Genomic DNA, 22,624 nt, shown 5'->3' with positions numbered 1-22,624 from the left:
GATCTGAACTGAACACAACTCACTGGGGCGTTTTGGCCGTCGGCAAGAGGTGCTCCTTGAACGGTATTTCAGCGGGTACGCTGATACCGCTGGCAAGCCACTGACTGCTCCACCCGAGGATCAGGTTTTTGGACCAGTCTGCGACCAATAGAAATTTTGGCACGAGCTGTGACTGTTGCCACCACCCGTCCTGCTGTACCGGCCCCAGGCTCAACAGCCCGACCGCCACGACCACCAGCAGCACGCCACGCGCGGCGCCGAAGGCCATGCCGAGGAATCGATCGGTCCCGGACAACCCGGTAACGCGAACCAACTCGCCGATAAGATAATTGATCATTGCGCCTACGATTAACGTGGCGACAAACATGATGGCACAGCCCGTGATCACACGAGCCGATGGCGTTTCGATGTATCCGGCGAGGTACTCGGACAATGAACCACCGAACATCCAGGCGACGACTCCTGCGATGATCCAGGTCACCAGCGATAATGCTTCTTTGACGAAGCCGCGGCTCAGACTGATCAATGCGGAGATGGCGACGATTGCAACGATCGCCCAGTCAACCCAGGTAAATGGCACAGTGCAGCCTACAGACGGATAAGGCGGCGCATTTTAGCAGAGCGCATGGCTATCGGTAAGCTGCGATTGTCAGTGCATTTCAAATCGGGGCGATAGTTTTTAGCCACGCTCAGGCTGGAAACGCACCACGAACCCCTTGAGGTTCTTCTGGCGGCCCAACAAGTCGCGCAGGCGATCGGCTTCGGCGCGTTCGATCAGCGGCCCGACAAACACCCGATTCTTGCCATCGGCAGTACGGATGTAGGCGTTATAGCCCTGACTGCGCAGGTCTTTTTGCAGACTTTCGGCACTTGCACGGCTCGACAGGCTGGCCAGTTGCACCGACCAGCTGACCGACAGACCGTTTGCATCGACGCGACTCTGAGTCGTGTCCGGTTTGCCCGGTGCAGCCGTAATCGGCTGGGCAGGCGGCGTAGTCGGTGTGGCAGGCTTGGCGACAGGTGCGGGAGCGACCGGCTTGGCGGCAGGCACCGGCACCACTGGGGCACTCGGTGCAATCGGCGTGGACGGCGCGGCATCTTGCTGAGCGATTTCATCATCACTCGGCACAGGTTCCTGAGGCAGCGCTTGTGGCTCGGGCACCACCACGGGCTCGACCTGCACTGGCGGCACCGAGGGCGCTTGCGGCGCAGCCGGGGCTTCGACCGTCACCTGACGCTGCTCATCCTGACGGGAAAACAACATTGGCAGAAAAATAACCGCCAGCGCCACCAGAACCAGGGCGCCAACCATGCGCTGTTTGTATGCCTTATCCAGCAATGCCATTTGCCGCTTCCTCCGTGGAGCGCCGGGCCAGCCATTCAAGGGCCTCGGCAACACAATAAAATGATCCGAACAACAGAATCTCGTCGTCGCTCGTCGCCAGTGCGCACTGCCCTTCCAGGGCGGCGGCCACGCTGTCATAGGACGTTACCGAGGCGCCAAGGTTCTGCAACGCCGCCCGCAAATCGGCCACCGGGCGCGCACGCGGTGAATCCAGCGGCGCGACAGCCCATTGCTGGACACTAGCATTCAATTCACTGACAACACCATCCAGATCCTTGTCCGCCAACAATCCAAACACTGCCAGACGCTTGCCGACCGGCGGACGGCTGGCCAGACGGCGTGCCAGATACTCGGCCGCATGAGGGTTATGCCCCACGTCCAGCAAAAGGTTCAGACGCTTTCCCTGCCAGTCGAATTGACGGCGATCAAGACGACCGACCACCCGCGTCGACGTCAGGGCATCAATAATTTGCGCATCCACCCACGGCAAACCTAGCAACAGATAGGCCTGCAAAGCCAATGCGGCGTTTTCCATCGGCAGATCGAGCAACGGCAAATCGTGCAGCTCGACCACACGCCCTTGAGCGTCAAGACCGCGCCATTGCCAATTGTGATCGGTTACACCGAGGTCAAAATCGCGCCCACGCAGGAAAAACGGGCAATTGAGCTCGCGGGCTTTATCCAGCAGAGGTTGCGGAGGGTTCAGGTCACCACAGAGTGCGGGCGCGCCCTGGCGGAAGATGCCGGCTTTCTCAAAGGCCACGGATTCGCGGGTATCGCCCAGGTAATCGGCGTGATCGACGCCAATACTGGTGACCAGCGCCATGTCAGCATCGACCACGTTGACCGTGTCCAGACGCCCGCCCAAGCCAACTTCCAGCACCACAGCATCAAGCCCTGCCTGTTGAAACAGCCAGAACGCCGCCAAGGTGCCCATTTCGAAGTACGTCAGGGAAGTGTCGCCACGGCCCGCCTCGACCGCAGCAAAGGCTTCGCACAACTCGGCATCAGTCGCTTCGACGCCGTTGACCTGCACCCGCTCGTTGTAACGCAGCAGGTGCGGAGAATTGTAGACACCAACGCTCAGGCCCTGCGCCCGCAGCAACGAGGCCACGAATGCACAGGTAGAACCCTTGCCGTTGGTGCCGGTGACCGTGATCACCCGAGGCGCCGGCTTGCCCAGTCCCATGCGGGACGCTACCTGCTGCGAGCGCTCCAGGCCCATGTCGATGGCCGAAGGGTGCAACTGCTCAAGGTAGGCGAGCCACTCGCCAAGGGTACGTTCGGTCATAGGTTGGCAGGTACCGGTGGAACCACGATCGGTTCGATAGGTGCGGCAACGAATTTCGGCGTCGGCAGGCCCATCATTTGTGCCAGCAGGTTGCCCAGGCGCGGACGCAGTTCCTGACGGTGAATGATCATGTCGATTGCACCGTGCTCCAGTAGGAACTCGCTGCGCTGGAAGCCTTCCGGCAGTTTTTCGCGAACGGTTTGTTCGATCACGCGCGGACCGGCGAAGCCGATCAGGGCTTTCGGCTCGCCGACGATCACGTCGCCCAGCATCGCCAGACTGGCGGAAACGCCGCCGTAGACCGGATCGGTCAACACGGAGATGAACGGAATGCCTTCTTCACGCAGACGCGCCAGCACCGCGGAGGTCTTGGCCATTTGCATCAGGGAGATCAGGGCTTCCTGCATCCGCGCACCACCGGAGGCGGCGAAGCAGATCATCGGGCAACGGTTTTCCAGTGCGTAGTTGGCGGCGCGGACAAAACGCTCACCCACGATGGCGCCCATCGAACCGCCCATGAAGGAGAACTCAAACGCCGAGACCACCACCGGCATACCCAGCAGGGTGCCGCTCATGGAGATCAGTGCGTCTTTTTCGCCGGTCGCTTTTTGTGCAGCGGTCAGGCGGTCCTTGTACTTCTTGCCGTCGCGGAATTTCAGACGGTCAACCGGCTCCAGGTCCGCGCCCAGTTCGGCACGGCCTTCGGCGTCGAGGAAGATGTCGATGCGCGCGCGGGCACCGATACGCATGTGGTGGTTGCACTTAGGGCAAACGTCCAGGGTCTTTTCCAGCTCCGGACGATACAGCACAGCCTCGCAAGACGGGCATTTGTGCCACAGACCTTCAGGCACCGAGCTCTTCTTGACCTCGGAACGCATGATCGAAGGGATCAGTTTGTCTACTAACCAGTTGCTCATGCTTTCTTTCTCCAGTACCGGCGGCCCGAACGCTCTGGTTCGCAGCCCCGCGTATGCCCTTGAGCTAAATTCATGTGTGTGGCGATGATCGGTGGATGGCCGGGTCAGCGAAACGTGACCTGCGTACAACCCATCAATCCTCAGCCGTGCCTGCTTTGTGCAGCGCAGTGCATTTTGGGACGGCGGCAGTCTGCCAGCCGTCACATCAACTACGTGCTACTCCGTACCGCCTTGATGAATGCCTGAATCTTTGCGTGATCCTTGATGCCCTTGCTCGCCTCTACCCCACCGCTGACGTCCACCGCGTAAGGCCGGACCCGGGCGATTGCCTCAGCCACGTTATCCGGCGTCAGGCCACCGGCGAGGATGATCGGCTTGCTCAAGCCCTGCGGTATCAGAGACCAGTCGAACGCCTCACCGGTTCCACCGGGAACACCTTCGACATAGGCATCGAGCAGGATACCGCTGGCACTTGGAAACGCATCGCAGGCCGCCGCGATGTCGTCGCCGGCCTTGACCCGCAACGCCTTGATGTACGGGCGGTGCCAGCCTTCACATTCGGCTACGGTTTCGTCGCCATGGAACTGCAACAGGTCCAGCGGCACGGCGTCGAGCAGTTCGCCCAACTCGCAGCGGCTGCTGTTGACGAACAACCCCACGGTGGTCACGAACGGCGGCAGCAACTTGATAATGTCGCGCGCTTGCTGGAACGTAACCGCCCGGGGACTCTTGGCGTAAAACACAAACCCGATGGCATCCGCCCCGGCCTCGACCGCCGCCATCGCATCTTCTATGCGGGTAATCCCACAAATCTTGCTGCGAACGGCTGACATGTCGATAAAACCCCAGGGCAAATCCGAGAAAGTCCCGGATGGTAACAAATGCGTTCGAGGGCGTCAGCCGTCAAGTTCAGAGAAGCCGGTGAGGAAGTGTGGGCCGATGTAACGCTCAGGCAATTGAAACTCGTCGCGATACTCGACCTGCACCAGATACAGGCCGAATGGATGCGCCGTCACTCCGCCAGAACGACGGATCCGGCTCTCCAGCACTTCCTTCATCCACTCTACCGGCCGCTCGCCGGCACCGATGGTCATCAAGACACCGGCGATGTTGCGCACCATGTGGTGCAGGAAGGCGCTGGCGCGGATATCCAGGACAATCATCTTGCCGTGGCGCGAGACACGCAGGTGATGCAATTCCTTGATCGGCGACTTGGCCTGACACTGACCGGCGCGGAATGCGCTGAAATCATGGGTACCAACCAGGTACTGGGCGGCCTCGGCCATGCGCTCGACGTCGAGCGGACGGTGGTTCCAGGTAATTTCTTCGTTGAGGTGCGCCGGGCGGATCTGATCGTTGTAGATCACGTAGCGATAACGGCGGGCGATGGCCTTGAAACGCGCATGAAAATGCGCCGGCATGACCTTGGCCCAGCTGACACTGACGTCGTGGGGCAAGTTGATATTGGCGCCCATGACCCAGGCCTTCATCGAACGCTCGACCTGCGTATCGAAATGCACCACTTGGCCGCATGCATGCACGCCCGCGTCAGTACGCCCGGCGCAGAGCAGCGACACAGGTGAGTCAGCGACTTTGGACAAGGCCTTTTCGAGGGTCTCCTGCACGGTGAGCACGCCGGAGGCCTGGCGCTGCCAACCGTGATATCGCGAGCCTTTGTATTCCACGCCCAACGCGATCCGGAAAAAGCCGTCGGCCGCCATTTCGGCAGCCGGGTTATCTATATTTGCCAAGGAGTCACAGCCTGCTGATGTGCGCAAAGGCGGGCATTATAAGGCTGCGGCACCGGGACGCCAGTGCAACAGTCGAGACTGCGTTGAATGTTAGGGCCCCATCGCGAGCAAGCTCGCTCCCACAAGGGATTGATGCCAGTCACAAATATTGCGGCACCACGATCCCTGTGTGAGCGAGCCTGCTCGCGATGGCGACAGATGCAACGCCGCCAACTCATCAGTGAAACAAAAACGGCAGCCTCAATGGGCTGCCGTTCTGTTTATTGCCTGCCGACCACTCAAGCCAGACGCGAAAGCATCTCCTTGGCTTCGCTCTTCTGGCCAGCATCTCCTTCACTGACCACCTCATTGAGGATGTCCCGAGCGCCGTCGTTGTCACCCATGTCGATGTAGGCTTGGGCCAGATCGAGTTTGGTGGCGACTTCATCAGTGCCGGAGAGGAAGTCGAAGTCCGGCTCGTCCGCTGCAGAAGCCAACGCGTCTTCTGCGGTAAAGGTCGGCTCACTCATGCTCTGGGAGAGACGATCCAGCTCGGCGTTGACGTCATCCAGCTCAGCGGCAAAGGCGTCCTTGACCTCAGGCTCGGCCGGGGTGGCATCCATTTCATCGGCCAGCGACAAGTCAAAATCGGCGGGCAACTCCAGGTCGTCCTGCGGAATTTCAGGTTTCACTGGCTCAACAGGCAAGTCCTTCACGCCTTCATCCAGATCCAGCAGGAAGTCATCTTCAGCGAGGATCGCCGGAGACGGGTCGCCGCCCAGATCCATGTCCAGGTCGAAGTCCGACAAGTCGTCGAGGTTTTCCTTGATTTCGGTCTGTTCCTTCAATACAGATTCAAAGCTCAGGTCGTCGTCCAGCGGGAACTCTTCAAGGTCAGCGACCGATTCCGGCTCTGGTTCAACCACCGCCGGAGAAGCGGCTTCCAGATCATCCAGGCTCAGGTCGAAGGCACTGTCCAAGTCATCAACCGGTGCTTGCGGCTCGTCCAGCAGCAAGTCCTTGACGTACTGCGCGTCCAGCTCGGCAGCGATGGCGGCAGCAGCAAGACCACCGGCAGCCGCGATAGCCATTGCAGGGAAGCGGCTTTTAAGCTGCTCGACCTGGGCGAAGTTGTCACCGTTGGCGACCAACTGACGCTCTTGGGCAACAAATGCATCGCGGTCGCCCTGCTGACCGTAGACTTCCATCAGTTTCAGACGCAGGTCGCTGCGCTGTGGCTCTTGCTTGATGCCGTCTTCGAGCAACGCAGCCGCCTGGTTCAGACGACCGGCGGTTATGTGCGACTGAGCCTTGGTCAGTACATCGTCATCGCGCTCGGCAGCTGGCGATACCAGCGGCGCGGCGATCGGCGTTGTCATTACATCCGGGGCTGGCGCTGGCGCGGGTGTCGGCGCAGGAGCTGGAGCTGGAGCTGGAGCTGGAGCTGGAGCTGGAGCTGGAGCAGTAGCGAGTATCACGCTCGGCGGCGGAACTTCCAAACCTTCGAAGCTGCTTTCCGGCAGGTCCTGCTCGGCGGAGAATTCCTTCTCTTCTTCCAGGGCACGCGCCATGCGCAGGTGTTTCTCGGCTTCTTGCTGGGCCTTGCGGCGACGTGCCAGCAACAGCAGCAAGAGCAGCAGAACCACCGCACCACCGCCTACCAGCCCCAGCAGGACCGGATTGGTCAGCAGCTCATTGAATTTCTGGTCGTCAGAGGCGACTGGGGTCGGCTCGACCGGAGGCTCGGCAGGCACGAGAGCCGGAGCGGCTTCAGGTGCCGCCGCCTCGGGCGCAGGCGCTACCGGAGCAGGAGCCACTTCAGTCGGTGCCGCCGCAGGGTTGGCCGCCAGTTCAGCAGAGATGGCCGGAGCGGCCGGCGCTGGAGTCGAAGCCGGTGCTCCCGCTGCGCCTTCAGCCTGCAATTTGGCCAGTTGATTGTTCTTCAGCTCGATCAGGCGCTGCAGCTTATCCAGCTGACTTTGCAGATCGGTCATGCGGCTTTTCAGTTCGGCGTTGTCACGACGGGTCGTGTCGAGGCTTTCCTGGGTCACCGCCAGTTTGTTGTTCAAGGCTTTGGCATCACCTGCAGCGCCTTTGCCTTTGCCCTTGCCGGTTTCGGCAGAGACCAGGCTCAGGTTGTCTTTTGCCGCTTGCGACGGGGCTGCGTCAGCGCGGCCACGCTTGGTGGCATCGAGTTGCTGCTGTCCGGTGCCGGGCTTCGCCACATAACGACGACCCTGGCGCCATGCGGTGTTCTGTGCGGCGACTTCAGCGATTGCCTTGGGTTGCGGCAGGCCGGTGCTCTGCGCCTGATCCGGCAGGCGCAGCACCTGGCCGGTTTTCAGCCGGTTGATGTTGCCGTCGATGAAGGCATCCGGGTTCAGCGCCTGGATAGCCAGCATGGTTTGCTGGACCGACCCGCCATTACGCGCCTTCTCGGCGATTTCCCACAGGGTATCGCGCGGCGTGGTGGTGTATTGGGACGGCTTGGTGGCACCGGTCACCGGCGCAGTGACCGTTTGGGTCGGTGCAGGCTGCGCAGCCGCTTCAGCGGTCTGCGGGGAGAATTTGGACGGATCGAGCAGCACGCTGTAATCGCGCAGCAGACGACCGTTTGGCCACATCACCTGAACCAGGAATTTCACCATGGGTTCGGACAGTGGTTTGCTGGACGTTACACGCAGGATGCTTTTGCCGCTGGCATTGAGCACGGGCGTGAAGGTCAGGTCGTTGAGAAACGCCTGGCGATCGACACCGGCCTTGGCGAAATCTTCGGGCGAAGCCAGGCTCGGCACCACTTCTGCGGCGGTGAGGTCCTTGACGTCGAGCAGCTCGATTTCCGCCACCAGAGGTTGGTTCAGCGTCGACTTCAGGGTCAATTCCCCGAGCCCGAGGGCATGCGCCATACCGGAGGACAGCGCCGAGGCGGCCGCTATTGCTAACACCAGTTTGCGAACTTGAACCATAGCCTCATCCTTTGTTTGAACATTCCTCGGCCAGCGAGAAGGTGTTGATAGCCGCTGCCGTAAGGCATTGCGCGCGGCGACGAAGGGCCGTCACGCGCGATCATTTCATTCATGCCCCGGAAAGCCCCGAAGGGTGCTCGCCATCAGCAATCCGGCCAAGCATAGCGCTCGACCGGACTCATTCGAAAAATTGTTGCCAAGTATCTTTTACAGCAGGTCTTTTATCAACAATTCAGCCACCTGCACAGCATTGAGCGCGGCGCCTTTACGCACGTTATCTGACGTCAGCCACAAATTAAGTTCCGACGGGTCGTCGATTCCGGCGCGAACCCGACCAACGTAGACCACGTCCTGCCCTACCGCATCGCCTACCGCCGTCGGGTAATCGCCGGCTTCCACCAGTTCGATACCCGGTGCGTCTTCCAGCGCCGCGTTGACTTTCGCCAGGTCCACAGCGCTCGCTGACTGCAAGGTCACGCTAAAGCTATCGCCAAAAAACACCGGGGCTTGAATGCAAGTGACGGAAATCTTTAATAAAGGCAGCGCCATGACCTGACGCAGCTCACGCACCAGGCGTTTTTCCAGCAGCGTATGACCCTGTTCATCAGGCTTGCCGACCTGAGCCAACAGGTTGAAGGCCATCTGCCGATCGAAGAAGGTCGGCTCCAGCGGACGCACGTTGAGCAGCTCGGCGGTTTGTCGGGCCAACTCGGTCACGGCTTCTCGGCCCTGGGCAGAGACCGCCAGGCTGGCGGTCAGGTTGATGCGTTGCAGGTCGAGCAAACCGAGCAACGGCGCCAATACCACGGCCAGTGTGGTGGCTGACGGGCTTGGGCTGCTGACCTGGAATGGTTTTTTCAAACTGGACAAAACGTCGGCGTTGGCTTCCGGCACTACTTGGGGCGCCTGATCGGCCGGCAACGCGCCGGACAGGTCGATCAGCGAGCAACCGGCGGCGGTCGCACGCGAGGCGAAACTCAGGGTCACCGCCGGACCGGCAGCGAAAAACACCAACTGAACCTTGCTGAAATCGAATTCATCGACTTCACGCACCCGCACGTTCTTGCCGCGAAACGGCACCGAATGCCCGGCGGATTCGCTGCTGGCCAGCAGGTGCAGGTTACCGACCGGGAAGTCGCGTTCTTCGAGAATCTGCACGAGCGTTTCGCCGACAGTACCGGTGGCGCCGATCACGGCAATATCAAAGGACTGGCTCATGGTTCTACCTCTGGCGAAACGGGGGAGCGGCACTTTACCGGGTGGGTGGCGTGCAGGCAATTTCTGCCGGGGATTTGCGGTGGCTGATCTGGCCCCTTCGCGGGCAAGCCCGCGAAGGGGCCAGAACAGGCAACCGATCAACATCAGCCTGCCGGGCATAAAAAAACCCGCACCTCTTTCAAGGCGCGGGCTCTTTGGTTACTTCAATCGATCAACGCTCAAGCAGGATCCGCAGCATGCGACGAAGCGGTTCGGCCGCGCCCCACAGCAGTTGGTCGCCGACGGTGAACGCGCCGACGTACTGCGTGCCCATGTTCAGCTTGCGCAGACGGCCAACCGGTACGTTCAGGGTGCCGGTGACTTTCGTCGGGCTCAGTTCCTGAATGCTGGCTTCGCGGTTGTTCGGCACCAGCTTGACCCAAGGGTTGTGCTGGCTGATAAGCCCTTCGATGTCGGCAATCGGCACGTCTTTGTTCAGCTTGATGGTCAGCGCCTGGCTGTGGCAGCGCATGGCGCCGATGCGCACGCAGATGCCATCGACCGGGATCGGGCTCTTGAAGCGACCGAGGATCTTGTTGGTCTCGGCCTGGGCCTTCCATTCTTCGCGGCTCTGACCGTTCGGCAGTTCCTTGTCGATCCACGGGATCAGGCTGCCGGCGAGCGGAACGCCGAAGTTTTCAGTCGGGTACGCGTCGCTGCGCATGGCTTCGGCCACACGGCGGTCGATGTCGAGGATCGCGCTGGCCGGGTCGGCCAGTTGATCGGCGACAGCCGCGTGGGTCGCGCCCATTTGCTTGATCAGTTCACGCATGTTCTGCGCGCCGGCACCGGAGGCCGCCTGATAAGTCATGGCGCTCATCCACTCGACCAGACCGGCTTCGAACAGACCGCCCAGGCCCATCAGCATCAGGCTGACGGTGCAGTTGCCGCCGATGTAGTTCTTGGTGCCCGCGTCCAGCTGCTGGTCGATGACCTTGCGGTTCACCGGGTCCAGCACGATCACCGCGTCATCCTGCATGCGCAGGCTGGAAGCGGCGTCGATCCAGTAACCCTGCCAGCCGGCTTCGCGCAGTTTCGGGAAGACTTCGCTGGTGTAGTCGCCACCCTGGCAGGTCAGAATCACGTCGAGGGTTTTCAGCTCTTCAATGCTGTAAGCGTCCTTGAGTGGAGCAATGTCCTTGCCCACGGACGGGCCTTGGCCACCGACATTGGAAGTGGTGAAAAACACCGGCTCAATAAGATCGAAATCCTGCTCCTCCAGCATCCGCTGCATGAGCACGGAACCGACCATACCGCGCCAACCGATCAGACCTACACGTTTCATCGCAACTACACCTTCTTTAAAAAGTGGGCCGCTGCTTTCAAGAGTGAAAGTTGCAGCGGGCCCGAGAGATTACAGATTCCGCAGCGCGGCGACTACTGCGTCGCCCATTTCCTGCGTTCCGACTTTAGTGCAACCGGCCGACCAGATGTCGCCCGTGCGCAGGCCCTGGTCCAATACCAGACTGACGGCTTTCTCGATGGCATCGGCCGCGTCCTGCAGGTTGAAGCTGTAACGCAGCATCATCGACACCGAAAGAATGGTCGCCAACGGGTTGGCAATGCCTTTGCCAGCGATGTCTGGCGCCGAACCGTGGCAAGGCTCGTACATGCCCTTGTTGTTGGTGTCCAGTGACGCCGACGGCAGCATGCCGATGGAACCGGTGAGCATCGATGCCTGGTCAGACAGGATGTCGCCGAACAGGTTGTCGGTAACGATCACGTCGAATTGCTTCGGCGCACGCACCAGCTGCATGGCCGCGTTGTCGACGTACATGTGGCTCAGTTCGACTTCAGGGTAATCCTTGGCCACTTGCTCGACGATTTCGCGCCACAGCTGGCTGGACGCCAGGACGTTGGCCTTGTCCACCGAGCACAGCTTCTTGCTGCGCACCATGGCCATGTCGAAACCGACACGGGCGATGCGGCGGATTTCGCTTTCGCTGTATGGCAGCGTGTCGTAGGCCTGACGCTCGCCGTTTTCCAGGGTGCGGGTGCCGCGTGGTGTACCGAAATAGATGCCGCCGGTCAGCTCACGGACGATCAGGATGTCCAGGCCCGAAACGATTTCCGGCTTCAGGCTCGACGCCTCGGCCAGTTGCGGGTAGAGGATCGCCGGGCGCAGGTTGCCGAACAGGCCCAGTTGCGCACGAATCTTCAGCAGGCCGCGCTCAGGGCGGATGTCACGCTCGATGGTGTCCCATTTCGGGCCGCCCACGGCGCCCAGCAGCACAGCGTCGGCTGCGCGCGCACGGTCAAGGGTTTCGTCGGCCAGTGGCACGCCGTGCTTGTCGATGGCGGCGCCGCCGATCACGTCGTGGCTCAGCTCGAAGCCCAGGCTGTACTTGTCGTTGGCCAGTTCCAGAACCTTGACGGCTTCGGCCATGATTTCCGGGCCAATACCGTCACCTGGGAGAATCAGAATCTGCTTGCTCATGCTTTCCTCATGTCATCAGTCGGTGCGCCCAAGGGCGCACCCGGAAAAATTCTATCGTCCGGAGCCTATCGTTCTGCAATCAGCACCAGCACATCGGTACTGAACGAACCATCGGCCTCAATCTCAAAATATTCGCGTACTTCATTACCCATCGATTGCTGCAACTCACGGATCGCCGCGCGCATCACTTCCGGCGTGCGCATGCGCTCGACCCAGGAGTTGTACTCCAGCCGCAAACGTTGACGGGTGGTGCTACGGGTATGCAACCCCGCTTCGCTGACCTGACGCAACCACTCGCCGGCGGAATAATCGCGCACGTGACTGGTATCTCGCAGCACTTCGACGCTTTGCAGGTAAGTGTCAAACAACGGACTGCCCGGAGACATCACGTCAATGAACGCCGCCACCCCGCCCGGTTTCAGTACCCGGCGAACTTCGCGCAAGGCCAGGCCGAGATCGCTCCAATGGTGCGCCGAATAACGGCTGAAGACGAAATCGAATTCGCCGTCGGCGAACGGCAGGCGCTCGGCGGCACCGTTAACCGTGGTTACATTGCTCAAGCCACGGTCGACAGCGGCGGCGGTGACCACGTCGAGCATCTGCTGGGACAGGTCATAGGCCACCACTTCCTTGACCAGCGACGCCACGTGAAAACTGACGTGACCGGCGCCGCAACCCAGGTCCAGCACCCGAGCAGTGCCCTGCCCGGCCAGTTCGGCCTGTAGCAGCGCGAATTCGGTGCCTTGAGCATGTACGGCGCTGCTCAGATAGGCCGAGGCCTGTTCACCGAATTGCTTTTGGACGACCTGGCTGTGCTGGGCGGTGCGGGTCATGGGGACTTCCTTTTTTGGGGTGGAGTCTTGTGTTGCCTTCAATGGCCTCATCGCGAGCAGGCTCGCTCCCACAGGGTTTTGTGAACGCCGCAAATCCAATGTGGGAGCCAGCCTGCTGGCGATGGCGTCATTACGACTTACGCAAAATCACGCGTCGCGAAACAACCACGGCTGGCTTGCCCGATGCTTGGCTTCAAACGTCGCAATCGCCTCATGGTCCATCAACGTCAGGCCGATATCGTCCAGACCGTTGAGCAGGCAATGCTTACGGAAGGCGTCGATTTCAAAGCTCAACACCTTGCCATCCGGACGGGTCACGGTCTGGGCTTGCAGATCAACCTGCAACTGATAACCCGGGGTCGCTTCGACCTGCTGGAACAGCTCATCCACTTCAGCGTCGCTCAAGATGATCGGCAGCAAACCGTTCTTAAAGCTGTTGTTGAAGAAAATGTCGGCGTAGCTCGGCGCGATAATGCTGCGGAAACCGTATTCTTCCAGCGCCCACGGCGCGTGTTCGCGGCTGGAACCGCAACCGAAGTTCTCACGGGCCAGCAATACGCTGGCGCCTTGATAACGCTCGGCGTTGAGCACGAAGTCCTTGTTCAACGGTCGCTTGGAGTTGTCCTGATACGGCTGCCCGACATCCAGGTAGCGCCACTCATCGAACAGGTTCGGGCCGAAACCGGTGCGCTTGATCGACTTCAAGAACTGCTTCGGGATGATCTGGTCGGTGTCGACGTTGGCACGATCCAGAGGCGCGACAAGACCAGTGTGCTGGGTAAAAGCTTTCATGCTGCGCTCCTTAGATCAATTCACGGACGTCGACGAAGCGACCGTTTACAGCTGCCGCTGCGGCCATGGCCGGGCTCACGAGGTGGGTACGGCCACCGGCGCCCTGACGGCCTTCGAAGTTGCGGTTGGAGGTCGAGGCGCAATGCTCGCCCGACTCCAAACGGTCCGGGTTCATCGCCAGGCACATCGAGCAACCCGGTTCACGCCATTCGAAACCGGCGTCGAGGAAGATCTTGTCCAAGCCTTCCGATTCCGCCTGGGCCTTCACCAGACCCGAGCCCGGCACCACGATGGCCTGCTTGATCGTCGAAGCCACTTTGCGACCTTTGGCGATCACGGCGGCAGCACGCAAATCTTCGATCCGCGAGTTGGTGCAGGAACCGATGAACACGCGATCCAGCTGGATATCGGTGATCGCCTGATTGGCGGTCAAACCCATGTATTTCAAGGCGCGTTCGATCGAGCCACGCTTGACCAGGTCCATTTCCTTCGCAGGGTCCGGCACGTTCTGATCCACGGCCAAGACCATCTCGGGCGAAGTGCCCCAGCTGACTTGTGGTTTGATCTGGGTCGCGTCGAGTTCGACAACGGTGTCGAACGTGGCGTCTTCATCAGTCACCAGGTCTTTCCACGCTTCGACGGCCAAATCCCATTCCGCGCCTTTCGGAGCGAATGGACGGCCCTTCACATAGGCCACGGTTTTTTCGTCAGCGGCCACCAGGCCTACGCGAGCGCCAGCCTCGATGGACATGTTGCAAATGGTCATGCGGCCTTCGACCGACAGATCACGAATCGCGCTGCCGGCGAACTCGATGGCATGGCCGTTACCGCCAGCAGTGCCGATCTTGCCGATCACGGCCAGGACGATGTCCTTGGCGGTCACGCCGAACGGCAATTTGCCTTCGACCGACACCCGCATATTCTTCATTTTCTTGGCGACCAGGCACTGCGTGGCGAGCACGTGCTCGACCTCGGACGTGCCGATACCGTGAGCCAACGCGCCAAACGCGCCGTGGGTCGAGGTGTGGGAGTCGCCGCAGACCACGGTCATGCCCGGCAAGGTGGCGCCCTGCTCCGGGCCAATGACGTGGACGATGCCTTGGCGCACGTCGTTCATCTTGAACTCGACGATGCCGTATTCGTCACAGTTGTCGTCGAGGGTCTGGACCTGCAAACGCGAGACCTGGTCGGCAATGGCTTCGATGCCGCCCTTGCGCTCCGGGGTGGTCGGTACGTTGTGGTCCGGGGTCGCGATGTTGGCATCGATGCGCCAAGGCTTGCGCCCGGCCAGACGCAGGCCTTCAAAGGCTTGCGGCGAGGTCACTTCGTGAATGATGTGACGATCGATGTAAATCAGCGCGGAGCCATCGTCGCGCTGTTTGACCAAGTGCGAATCCCAGAGCTTGTCGTAGAGCGTTTTGCCGGCCATCAGACGGTTTCCTCATCAGCTTGTTTCTATGCCCCGGGCTGTTTGCATAACCCTTTGGCTTGTGAGGTCGATCCTAGGGGGTTACATTAAATAACTCAAATTCATATTTTTCATGCTTTGGATAACCAACTGGAATACCGCAATGGACCTGGCCAATCTCAATGCTTTCATCGCCATTGCCGAGACCGGAAGCTTCTCCGGCGCGGGAGAACGGCTGCACCTGACACAACCGGCGATCAGCAAGCGCATCGCCGGACTGGAGCAGCAATTGAAGGTGCGGTTGTTCGATCGCCTGGGCCGTGAAGTCGGCCTCACCGAGGCCGGTCGCGCCCTGTTACCGCGGGCTTATCAGATTCTCAATGTGCTGGACGATACTCGCCGCGCCTTGACCAACCTGACCGGCGAAGTGACCGGACGCCTGACGCTGGCCACCAGTCACCACATTGGCCTGCACCGTTTACCGCCCTTATTAAGGGAGTTCACCCGACGCTATCCACAGGTGGCGCTGGATATTCAGTTTCTCGATTCGGAAGTGGCCTACGAGGAAATCCTCCATGGCCGCGCGGAACTGGCGGTGATCACCCTCGCCCCGGAACCCCATACCTTGGTCAAAGCCACGCCGGTGTGGGACGACCCCCTGGATTTCGTGGTCGCACCGGAGCATTCGCTGATCAGCAACGGCCCGGTCAGCCTCGCTGACATTGCCCTGCATCCGGCGGTGTTTCCCGGCGGCAACACATTTACTCATCACATCGTTCAGCGCCTGTTCGAGGCTCAGGGACTGACGCCGAACATCGCCATGAGCACGAATTATCTGGAAACCATCAAGATGATGGTCTCGATCGGCCTGGCCTGGAGCGTTTTGCCGCGAACGATGCTCGATGATCAAGTTGCGCGAATACCCTTGCCGGGCATACAACTGACTCGCCAGCTAGGCTATATCCTGCACACCGAACGGACGCTGTCGAACGCGGCACGGGCCTTCATGGCCTTGCTGGATGCGCAAATCGATCTGCCAGGGACTCTCGGCTAAGCTGTGCTACTTCTATAGAGCCTCGAGTCACTGAACCTGACACCTCACTCAGCCAAGGCTTGCCAATGCCGAAATCTGTTGACCGTATTCCGCCGATGCCACGTATACAGGCGCTTGACCCGAAACGGTCCGAGCAGAGCTGGGAAAGCGCGCCGCAGTTGCTGGCTGCCCTCAACGGTGCGCGGCTGGGCGCCTGGTATTGGGACATCGAGCGCGGGCAGATCAGCTGGTCGCGGGGCACTCAGGCGCTGTTCGGCTTCGATCCCCGGCAACCGTTGCCGGCCGATCTGGAATACCTCGACTTGCTGCCCCCGGAGGATCGGGCAAAAACCATCCGTGCCTTTCATGCCGTGATCGCCGGCGCCCCGCTGGAGCAGGCGATGCACCACCGCATCCGCTGGCCGGACGGCAGCCTGCACTGGCTGGAGATCAACGGCAGCCTGCTGCCGGACAAACACGGCCGGCCACGGATGATTGGCGTGATCCGCGAAATCACTCACCAGCGCCAGCGCGAACAGGCGCTGAGCAGCTCGGAAAAACGCTTTGCCACGCTGTTTCACCTGTGCCCGAACATGGTGCTTCTGACCCGCCAGGAAGACGGCCTGATTACCGAAGCCAACCAGTATTTCGAAAGCCTGTTCGGCTGGCCGGTGCAGGACGCGATTGGCCGAACCACCGTCGAACTGGGCCTCTGGGTGCACCCTGAACAACGGGACATGCTGGTCAAGGCAACCAAGGCCAAGGGCGAATTGACCAGCATGGAGGTGCAGTTCCGCGCCAGCAATGGCCAGATCCACGACGGCATCCTCAGCGCACAAAAGGTCGAACTCGAAGGCCAGCCGTACCTGCTGAGCACTTTCCTCGACACCACGGAACGCAAAGCCGCCGAACACGCGCTGAAAGACAGCCAGGAACGCCTCGACCTGGCGCTGGATTCGGCGCAACTCGGCACTTGGGACTGGCACATTCCCAGCGGCATGTTGTACGGCTCGGCGCGGGCTGCGCAGTTGCACGGACTGGAAGCCAAACCCTTCCATGAGTCCTTCGACGCGTTTTTCGAAGGTGTACCCGACGAAGAGCGCGGCAGTATGCGCGACGCTTACCGCAGCCTGCGCGAAGGGCCGGCCGGCAATTATCAGCTGACCTATCGCGTGCAGCTACCGGACGGCAGTTCACGCTACCTGGAAAGCCGCGCCCGCCTCTACCGCGATGAAAACGGCACCCCGCTGCGCATGGCCGGCACCTTGCTGGACATCACCGATCAAGTGGAGCGCGAACAACGGCTGGTGGCCTCCGAAGAGAAATTCGCCACGCTGTTCCAGGTCAGCCCGGACCCGATCTGCGTGACCCGCCAGGACACTGGCCAGTTCATCGAGATCAATTCCAGCTTTACCCAGACCTTTGGCTGGAGCGCCGCCGAAGTGATTGACCGCCGCGCCGACGAAATCGGCCTGTGGGACGCGTCAGCGAAAAGCCTGCAACGGATCGAACAAGTCATCCGCGAACAGGGACTGAACAATGTCGCGATCGTCGCCCAGCACAAAGACGGGCAGTCCCTGACCTGCGTGATTTCCAGCCGGCAGATCAGCGTCGGCGACCAGCCGTGCATCGTCACGACCCTGCGCGACATTACCCAGCAGCAACGCTCCGAAGCGGCACTCAAGGCCAGCGAAGAGAAGTTTGCCAAGGCGTTTCACTCAAGCCCGGACGCGATCACCATCACCGAGCGCGACACCGGGCGCTATCTGGAGGTCAACGATGGTTTCTGCCGCCTGACCGGCTATCGCGCCGACGAAGTGGTGGGCCGCACGGTGTATCAGGTCGGCATCTGGGCTGAAGAAAAACAACGCTCGGCGCTGCTGGCCGAGCTGCAGTTCAAGGGCCGGGTGCACCATCAGGAAATGCTTGGCCGCAATAAGCGCGGCGAACTGCTGACCGTCGAAGTCTCGGTGGAACCGATTACCCTCAACGAGACCGCGTGCTTGCTGCTGACTGCCCGGGACGTCAGCCTGCTGAAAAATGCCGAAGCGCAGATCCGCCATCTGGCCTACCACGACCCGCTGACCAACCTGCCGAACCGCGCACTGTTGATGGATCGCCTGAGCCAGCAGATAGCCCTGCTCAAGCGCCACAACCTGCGCGGTGCGCTGCTGTTCCTGGACCTCGATCATTTCAAGCACATCAACGATTCCCTCGGTCACCCGGTGGGCGACACGGTGTTGAAAATCATCACGGCTCGCCTTGAAGCCAGCGTGCGCATGGAAGACACCGTCGCGCGCCTGGGAGGCGACGAATTTGTGGTGCTGCTCAGTGGCCTTGAGGGCTCGCGTAACGAAGTCAGCGCCCAGGTTCGAGAGTTGGCGGACACGTTGCGTGAACTGTTGTCGGAGCCGATGTTCCTCGACGGCCAGCGCCTGCAGGTGACGCCGAGCATCGGCATCGCGCTGATTCCCGACCATGGCTCAACCCCGACCGACCTGCTCAAACGCGCCGACATTGCGCTTTACCGCGCCAAGGACTCGGGCCGCAACACCACGCAGATGTATCACAACACCATGCAGAAGGCCGCCAGCGAACGCCTGCGCATGGAAACCGATCTGCGCCTGGCCCTTTCCCGCGGCGAGTTTCATGTGCATTACCAACCCCAGGTCGACGCCCGGGGCAACCGCATTGTCGGCGCCGAAGCGCTGGTGCGCTGGGACCACCCGGAACTCGGCCCGCAATCGCCCAGCGAGTTCATCAAGGTGCTGGAGGACAGCGGGCTGATTCTGGAAGTGGGCACCTGGATCATCGACGAAGCCTGTGGGGCCTTCAAAAAGCTGGTTGCCAAAGGCCTCGTGAACCCGCTCAGCTTCAGCCTGTGCGTCAACATCAGCCCGAGGCAATTTCGTCAAAACGACTTCGTCGAACGCATCGAACACAGCCTCAGCAGCCACGGCCTGCCCTGCTCGTTGCTGAAACTGGAAATCACTGAAGGCATCGTCATCCAGAACCTGGAAGACACCATCAACAAAATGCGTCGCCTGAAAAAACTCGGCGTGAGCTTTGCGATGGACGACTTCGGCACCGGCTACTCCTCGCTGACCTACCTCAAGCGACTGCCGGTCGACACGCTGAAAATCGACCAGTCGTTCATCCGCGATGCCACCACCGACCCCAACGACGCCGAAATCATCCGCGCCATCGTCGCCATGGCCCGCAGCCTGGAATTGAAAGTGATCGCCGAAGGGGTGGAAACGGCGGAGCAGCTGGAGTTTTTGCAGGGGCTGGGGTGCCATTTTTATCAGGGGTACTTGCACAGTCGGCCGCTGCCGGTGGAGGAGTTTCAGAAACTCCTGAAATAACGCGGCTATCTGTAGCAGCTGCCGAGCAGCGCGAGGCTGCGAAGCAGTCGTGAATCCTGTGCTTAAGGTTTTCCTGACACACCGCAGTGCCTGATTTTTGCGACTGCTTCGCAGCCGAACGCAGCCTCGCGCTGCTCGGTAGCTGCTACAAATCCTGCGAATGATTACTGACAAAAAAAAGGGCGCCAAATGGCGCCCTTCTTATTGCTCTGGCCTATTACTGCAGAGCTGGTTTTTGCGTCCCGTTGATCGGGATGCGTTTGGCTTTTGCCTCTTCCGGCACGATGCGCAACAGGTCAATACTCAACAGACCGTTACGCAGGTCGGCGGCCTTGATCTCGATGTGATCGGCCAGGCGGAACGACAGCTTGAACGCACGCTGGGCGATGCCTTGATGCAGGAAGGTCACGCCTTCAGTCCCGTCGCGTTTGCCGCCACTAATAGTCAGCACACCCTTCTCGACTTGCAGATCCAGGTCTTCTTCCTGGAAACCGGCTGCCGCCACGACGATGCGGTATTGGTCATCACCGTGTTTTTCAACGTTGTAGGGTGGGTAGGTGCTGCCTGGCTCGTTACGCAGGGCGGTTTCGAAGAGGTCGTTGAAACGGTCGAAGCCTACCGAGGAACGGAACAGTGGGGCCAGGGAAAATGCAGTAGTCATGGTTCAAATCTCCTGAAAACAATCAGCAAGGTTTTGTCTCCGCGACCCGAATTCGGCATCGCGTAATCCCTAGATAGGGATCGCCGATTGCTTTTCAAGAGATTATTTTCAGATTTTTCTCAGGCCGCTTCCGACACCTGTAGCCCTAACAAACGCGAGACTTGATCCAGTTCGGTTTCCCGGCGCAGGACAGTGAACAGCTCCACCGCCTCTGGATAATTGCGGGTCAGCATCGCCAGCCATTGCTTCAAACGACCCGGCGATTGGCGTGCTGTCATCTGAGCCTTGGCCTGCAGCCAGAAATCCTGAATCAGCGGCAGCAACTCTGCCCAGGTCATCTCGACCACTGCTTCACCGGCCCGCGCCGCTGCGATTTGCCGGGCCAGGTCCGGGCGCGATACCAGGCCGCGACCGAGCATGATGTCTTCCACGCCGCTGATTTCGCGGCAACGGCGCCAGTCTTCAACGCTCCAGATGTCGCCATTGGCGAACACTGGGACCTTGACCACTTCCTGCACGCGGGGGATCCATTCCCAATGAGCAGGCGGCTTGTAACCGTCGGTTTTGGTCCGCGCGTGAACCACGATGTGCGCCGCGCCGCCTTCGGCCAAGGCCGTTGCGCACACCAGCGAACCGTCCGGGCTGTCAAAACCAAGGCGCATTTTTGCGGTAACCGGAATGTGGGCAGGTACAGCGCGACGGACGTGTTCAACGATTTCGTTGAGCAGCTCAGGCTCTTTAAGCAGGACGGCGCCGCCACGGGACTTGTTGACGGTCTTGGCCGGGCAGCCGAAGTTCAGGTCGATGACCTCGGAACCCAGCTCGCAAGCCAGCGCGGCGTTTTCAGCCAGACACACCGGATCGGAACCGAGCAACTGCACACGCAGCGGCACACCGGACGCGGTGCGGGCGCCGGTCAATAATTCCGGGCCGAATTTGTGGTAATAGGCAGGCGTGAGCAGTTGATCGTTGATCCGAATGAACTCGGTCACGCACCAATCGATACCGCCCACACGGGTCAGCACGTCCCGCAGGATGTTGTCGACCAACCCCTCCATGGGCGCCAAAGCAATTTGCATGAAAAACACACTCGACGAAAAACGTGCGGCAGTTTACTGGATTCTCTGCCGAAAGACTTGCATCTGCCTCTGTGGCGAGGGAGCTTGCTCCCGTTAGAGTGCGAAGCACTCTCCATTGCAAGGGACCGCTTCGCGCTCCAGCGGGAGCAAGCTCCCTCGCCACAGGTTCGCGTCAACTTGGAACTTGCAACGCCGCGCCGTAGCCTTCGATGAACTCGGCGGGCATACGCTTGGGCTTGCCGGTGGACAGTTCGATGCAGACGAAGGTGGTTTGCGCGCGCAGCAACGTGGTGTTGTCGCTGGGGCGCTTCAACTGGAAGTGGCGGGTCATTTTCAGGCGCTGATCCCAATCGACAATCCAGGTCGCCAATTGCAATTCATCGCCTTCATAGGCGGAGGCCAGGTAATCGATCTCGTGCCGCACCACCGCCATCGCCCGATCCAGCCGACGATACTCGACCAGGTCCAGACCCAGCCGCTGCGAGTGGCGCCAGGCACAGCGTTCGAGCCAGGTCACGTACACCGCGTTGTTCGCGTGCCCCAGCCCGTCGATGTCCTCGGCGCCGACTTCCAGATCAATGATAAATGGCGTTGCCCGATCCCAGCCCATGCCCCACTCCCGGTCAGATGATGTCGACCGGGGCAGTGTAACGGATGCTTAGGCCGATTGGCGCGATTGCAGGCTGCGACCGGCCAGCAGTGATAGCACGCCATCAATCACCCGAGGATCCGCCAGCACCCGCTGATGACCGCCCTCTTCCAGGCGTAACAGCCGACTGTCGAACCAGGCCTCGTGGATCAACAGGGATTCCTTGACCGAGACGAAGTTGTCATCTTCGGCGTGGACGATCAGGCCGGGCATGTCGAGCTGGTAGTGCGCAACATCCAGCGTTGCAGCGCGCATGCCGACGTCTTTCTCGACCTGACGGATGAACGCCGAACGCGCTTTCGGCGGCAGTCGCACATAGCGGGCGAAACCGCGCAACACGCCGAGAATTCGCGCCGGTGCCGCGATGGTGACCAGAGTTTCGGTGCGCAAGCCCAGCTGTACGGCGAGCATCGCACTGGCGCCGCCCATGGAGTGACCGATGACCGCTTGCAGTGGCGGCAACTCGGCAGCCGCTTCGAGCATGGCCCTGGCAAACAGCACGACATTCGCTTCGCTGCCCGGTGAGCGACCATGCGCCGGACCATCTAGAGCAACAACCGTGTAGCCGGCATCGACCAGCGCCGTGATGAGGCCCGCAAACTGCGTCGGCCGCCCTTCCCAACCGTGCATCAACAACACGGCCGGACCTTGCCCCCAACGCAGCGCCGAGAGGCCGAAGCGCAAGGTGATTCGTTCGGATTTGGCCAGGAGCGGCAATTCCCAGTCACGCGGTGGCAGCTCTCGCGGCGTCATGAACGCCAGTCGCATTTTGCTCGCGACCAGTTTCGGTGCGAACCAGCCCAAGGTGCCATTAACGCCACGAACCCACTTCAACGTGCTCATCGCTCTCACTCCTCAGGC

The 22,624-nt window shown here is 60.7% G+C and carries 19 protein-coding genes; 2 read left to right on the top strand and 17 right to left on the bottom strand.

Features of this window, described 5'->3' with window-relative positions:
• Positions 1-19 precede the first annotated feature (19 nt).
• The 13 genes from ACA075_RS11060 to leuC form a co-directional block, all read right to left on the bottom strand.
• Complete coding sequence (locus tag ACA075_RS11060; protein WP_219095883.1) at positions 20-580, bottom strand: CvpA family protein; 561 nt, start codon at positions 578-580, stop codon at positions 20-22.
• Positions 581-679: 99 nt separating this feature from the next.
• Positions 680-1,345 carry an SPOR domain-containing protein gene (locus ACA075_RS11055; RefSeq protein ID WP_497298474.1) on the bottom strand — a complete coding sequence of 222 codons (666 nt, stop codon included), beginning with the start codon at positions 1,343-1,345 and terminating at the stop codon, positions 680-682.
• A complete protein-coding gene (folC, locus tag ACA075_RS11050; RefSeq protein WP_497298473.1) occupies positions 1,329-2,636 on the bottom strand; it encodes a bifunctional tetrahydrofolate synthase/dihydrofolate synthase in 1,308 nt (435 codons plus the stop codon). Before folC ends, ACA075_RS11055 begins: the two co-directional genes overlap by 17 nt.
• Positions 2,633-3,553 (bottom strand): acetyl-CoA carboxylase, carboxyltransferase subunit beta, encoded by a 921-nt coding sequence (gene accD, locus ACA075_RS11045; protein ID WP_219095878.1) that lies wholly within the window; start codon positions 3,551-3,553, stop codon positions 2,633-2,635. Before accD ends, folC begins: the two co-directional genes overlap by 4 nt.
• 209 nt (positions 3,554-3,762) lie before the next feature.
• Entirely contained in the window at positions 3,763-4,386 is a 624-nt protein-coding gene (locus tag ACA075_RS11040) for a phosphoribosylanthranilate isomerase (protein ID WP_497298472.1), read from the bottom strand.
• Between the two features lie 63 nt (positions 4,387-4,449).
• Positions 4,450-5,274: a tRNA pseudouridine(38-40) synthase TruA gene (gene truA, locus ACA075_RS11035; protein ID WP_497299232.1), complete on the bottom strand. Its 825-nt coding sequence runs from the start codon at positions 5,272-5,274 to the stop codon at positions 4,450-4,452.
• 308 nt (positions 5,275-5,582) lie between these two features.
• Positions 5,583-8,249 carry a FimV/HubP family polar landmark protein gene (locus ACA075_RS11030; RefSeq protein WP_497298471.1) on the bottom strand — a complete coding sequence of 889 codons (2,667 nt, stop codon included), beginning with the start codon at positions 8,247-8,249 and terminating at the stop codon, positions 5,583-5,585.
• A gap of 207 nt (positions 8,250-8,456) precedes the next feature.
• Positions 8,457-9,467: an aspartate-semialdehyde dehydrogenase gene (locus tag ACA075_RS11025; RefSeq protein ID WP_497298470.1), complete on the bottom strand. Its 1,011-nt coding sequence runs from the start codon at positions 9,465-9,467 to the stop codon at positions 8,457-8,459.
• Positions 9,468-9,678: 211 nt separating this feature from the next.
• Positions 9,679-10,791 carry an aspartate-semialdehyde dehydrogenase gene (gene asd, locus ACA075_RS11020; RefSeq protein ID WP_054052925.1) on the bottom strand — a complete coding sequence of 371 codons (1,113 nt, stop codon included), beginning with the start codon at positions 10,789-10,791 and terminating at the stop codon, positions 9,679-9,681.
• A 69-nt stretch (positions 10,792-10,860) separates the two neighbouring features.
• Complete coding sequence (gene leuB, locus ACA075_RS11015; RefSeq protein WP_497298469.1) at positions 10,861-11,943, bottom strand: 3-isopropylmalate dehydrogenase; 1,083 nt, start codon at positions 11,941-11,943, stop codon at positions 10,861-10,863.
• 65 nt (positions 11,944-12,008) lie between these two features.
• Entirely contained in the window at positions 12,009-12,776 is a 768-nt protein-coding gene (locus ACA075_RS11010) for a class I SAM-dependent methyltransferase (RefSeq protein ID WP_497298468.1), read from the bottom strand.
• A gap of 147 nt (positions 12,777-12,923) precedes the next feature.
• Complete coding sequence (gene leuD / locus ACA075_RS11005) at positions 12,924-13,568, bottom strand: 3-isopropylmalate dehydratase small subunit (RefSeq protein ID WP_219095872.1); 645 nt, start codon at positions 13,566-13,568, stop codon at positions 12,924-12,926.
• A 10-nt stretch (positions 13,569-13,578) separates the two neighbouring features.
• Positions 13,579-14,997, bottom strand: a complete 1,419-nt coding sequence (leuC, locus tag ACA075_RS11000; RefSeq protein WP_010456043.1) for a 3-isopropylmalate dehydratase large subunit — start codon at positions 14,995-14,997, stop codon at positions 13,579-13,581.
• Positions 14,998-15,139: 142 nt separating this feature from the next.
• Between leuC and ACA075_RS10995 the strand changes: the two genes are divergently transcribed.
• A complete protein-coding gene (locus ACA075_RS10995) occupies positions 15,140-16,030 on the top strand; it encodes a LysR family transcriptional regulator (protein WP_219095871.1) in 891 nt (296 codons plus the stop codon).
• Positions 16,031-16,095: 65 nt separating this feature from the next.
• On the top strand, positions 16,096-19,374 hold the full coding sequence (locus tag ACA075_RS10990; RefSeq protein ID WP_497298467.1) for a PAS domain S-box protein: 3,279 nt from the start codon (positions 16,096-16,098) through the stop codon (positions 19,372-19,374).
• Positions 19,375-19,591: 217 nt separating this feature from the next.
• On the opposite strand, the gene ACA075_RS10985 is transcribed toward ACA075_RS10990, so the two are convergent.
• From ACA075_RS10985 to ACA075_RS10970, 4 genes are all read right to left on the bottom strand, one after another.
• A complete protein-coding gene (locus ACA075_RS10985) occupies positions 19,592-20,035 on the bottom strand; it encodes an Hsp20 family protein (RefSeq protein WP_497298466.1) in 444 nt (147 codons plus the stop codon).
• Positions 20,036-20,154: 119 nt separating this feature from the next.
• Positions 20,155-21,114, bottom strand: a complete 960-nt coding sequence (locus tag ACA075_RS10980) for a tRNA dihydrouridine synthase (protein ID WP_219095870.1) — start codon at positions 21,112-21,114, stop codon at positions 20,155-20,157.
• Positions 21,115-21,286: 172 nt separating this feature from the next.
• Positions 21,287-21,724, bottom strand: a complete 438-nt coding sequence (locus tag ACA075_RS10975) for an acyl-CoA thioesterase (RefSeq protein WP_497298464.1) — start codon at positions 21,722-21,724, stop codon at positions 21,287-21,289.
• Positions 21,725-21,772: 48 nt separating this feature from the next.
• Positions 21,773-22,606 carry an alpha/beta fold hydrolase gene (locus ACA075_RS10970; protein WP_497298463.1) on the bottom strand — a complete coding sequence of 278 codons (834 nt, stop codon included), beginning with the start codon at positions 22,604-22,606 and terminating at the stop codon, positions 21,773-21,775.
• Positions 22,607-22,624: the final 18 nt, after the last annotated feature.

Source organism: Pseudomonas sp. LBUM1663, assembly GCF_059695905.1.
Note: the sequence above shows the minus strand (reverse complement) of the source record. Positions and strands in the feature narration are given on the sequence as shown.

Bases quoted from the DNA above. Each gene is read 5' to 3' on its own strand.
- leuB (WP_497298469.1), bottom strand. From the start codon at position 11,943: ATGAGCAAGCAGATTCTGATTCTCCCAGGTGACGGTATTGGCCCGGAA.
- ACA075_RS10970 (WP_497298463.1), bottom strand. From the start codon at position 22,606: ATGAGCACGTTGAAGTGGGTTCGTGGCGTTAATGGCACCTTGGGCTGG.
- ACA075_RS10975 (WP_497298464.1), bottom strand. From the start codon at position 21,724: ATGGGCTGGGATCGGGCAACGCCATTTATCATTGATCTGGAAGTCGGC.
- ACA075_RS11040 (WP_497298472.1), bottom strand. From the start codon at position 4,386: ATGTCAGCCGTTCGCAGCAAGATTTGTGGGATTACCCGCATAGAAGAT.
- ACA075_RS11010 (WP_497298468.1), bottom strand. From the start codon at position 12,776: ATGACCCGCACCGCCCAGCACAGCCAGGTCGTCCAAAAGCAATTCGGT.
- ACA075_RS10985 (WP_497298466.1), bottom strand. From the start codon at position 20,035: ATGACTACTGCATTTTCCCTGGCCCCACTGTTCCGTTCCTCGGTAGGC.
- leuC (WP_010456043.1), bottom strand. From the start codon at position 14,997: ATGGCCGGCAAAACGCTCTACGACAAGCTCTGGGATTCGCACTTGGTC.
- ACA075_RS10995 (WP_219095871.1), top strand. From the start codon at position 15,140: ATGGACCTGGCCAATCTCAATGCTTTCATCGCCATTGCCGAGACCGGA.
- ACA075_RS11025 (WP_497298470.1), bottom strand. From the start codon at position 9,467: ATGAGCCAGTCCTTTGATATTGCCGTGATCGGCGCCACCGGTACTGTC.
- ACA075_RS10990 (WP_497298467.1), top strand. From the start codon at position 16,096: ATGCCGAAATCTGTTGACCGTATTCCGCCGATGCCACGTATACAGGCG.
- ACA075_RS11055 (WP_497298474.1), bottom strand. From the start codon at position 1,345: ATGGCATTGCTGGATAAGGCATACAAACAGCGCATGGTTGGCGCCCTG.
- truA (WP_497299232.1), bottom strand. From the start codon at position 5,274: ATGGCGGCCGACGGCTTTTTCCGGATCGCGTTGGGCGTGGAATACAAA.
- asd (WP_054052925.1), bottom strand. From the start codon at position 10,791: ATGAAACGTGTAGGTCTGATCGGTTGGCGCGGTATGGTCGGTTCCGTG.
- accD (WP_219095878.1), bottom strand. From the start codon at position 3,553: ATGAGCAACTGGTTAGTAGACAAACTGATCCCTTCGATCATGCGTTCC.
- ACA075_RS11030 (WP_497298471.1), bottom strand. From the start codon at position 8,249: ATGGTTCAAGTTCGCAAACTGGTGTTAGCAATAGCGGCCGCCTCGGCG.
- ACA075_RS10980 (WP_219095870.1), bottom strand. From the start codon at position 21,114: ATGCAAATTGCTTTGGCGCCCATGGAGGGGTTGGTCGACAACATCCTG.
- leuD (WP_219095872.1), bottom strand. From the start codon at position 13,568: ATGAAAGCTTTTACCCAGCACACTGGTCTTGTCGCGCCTCTGGATCGT.
- folC (WP_497298473.1), bottom strand. From the start codon at position 2,636: ATGACCGAACGTACCCTTGGCGAGTGGCTCGCCTACCTTGAGCAGTTG.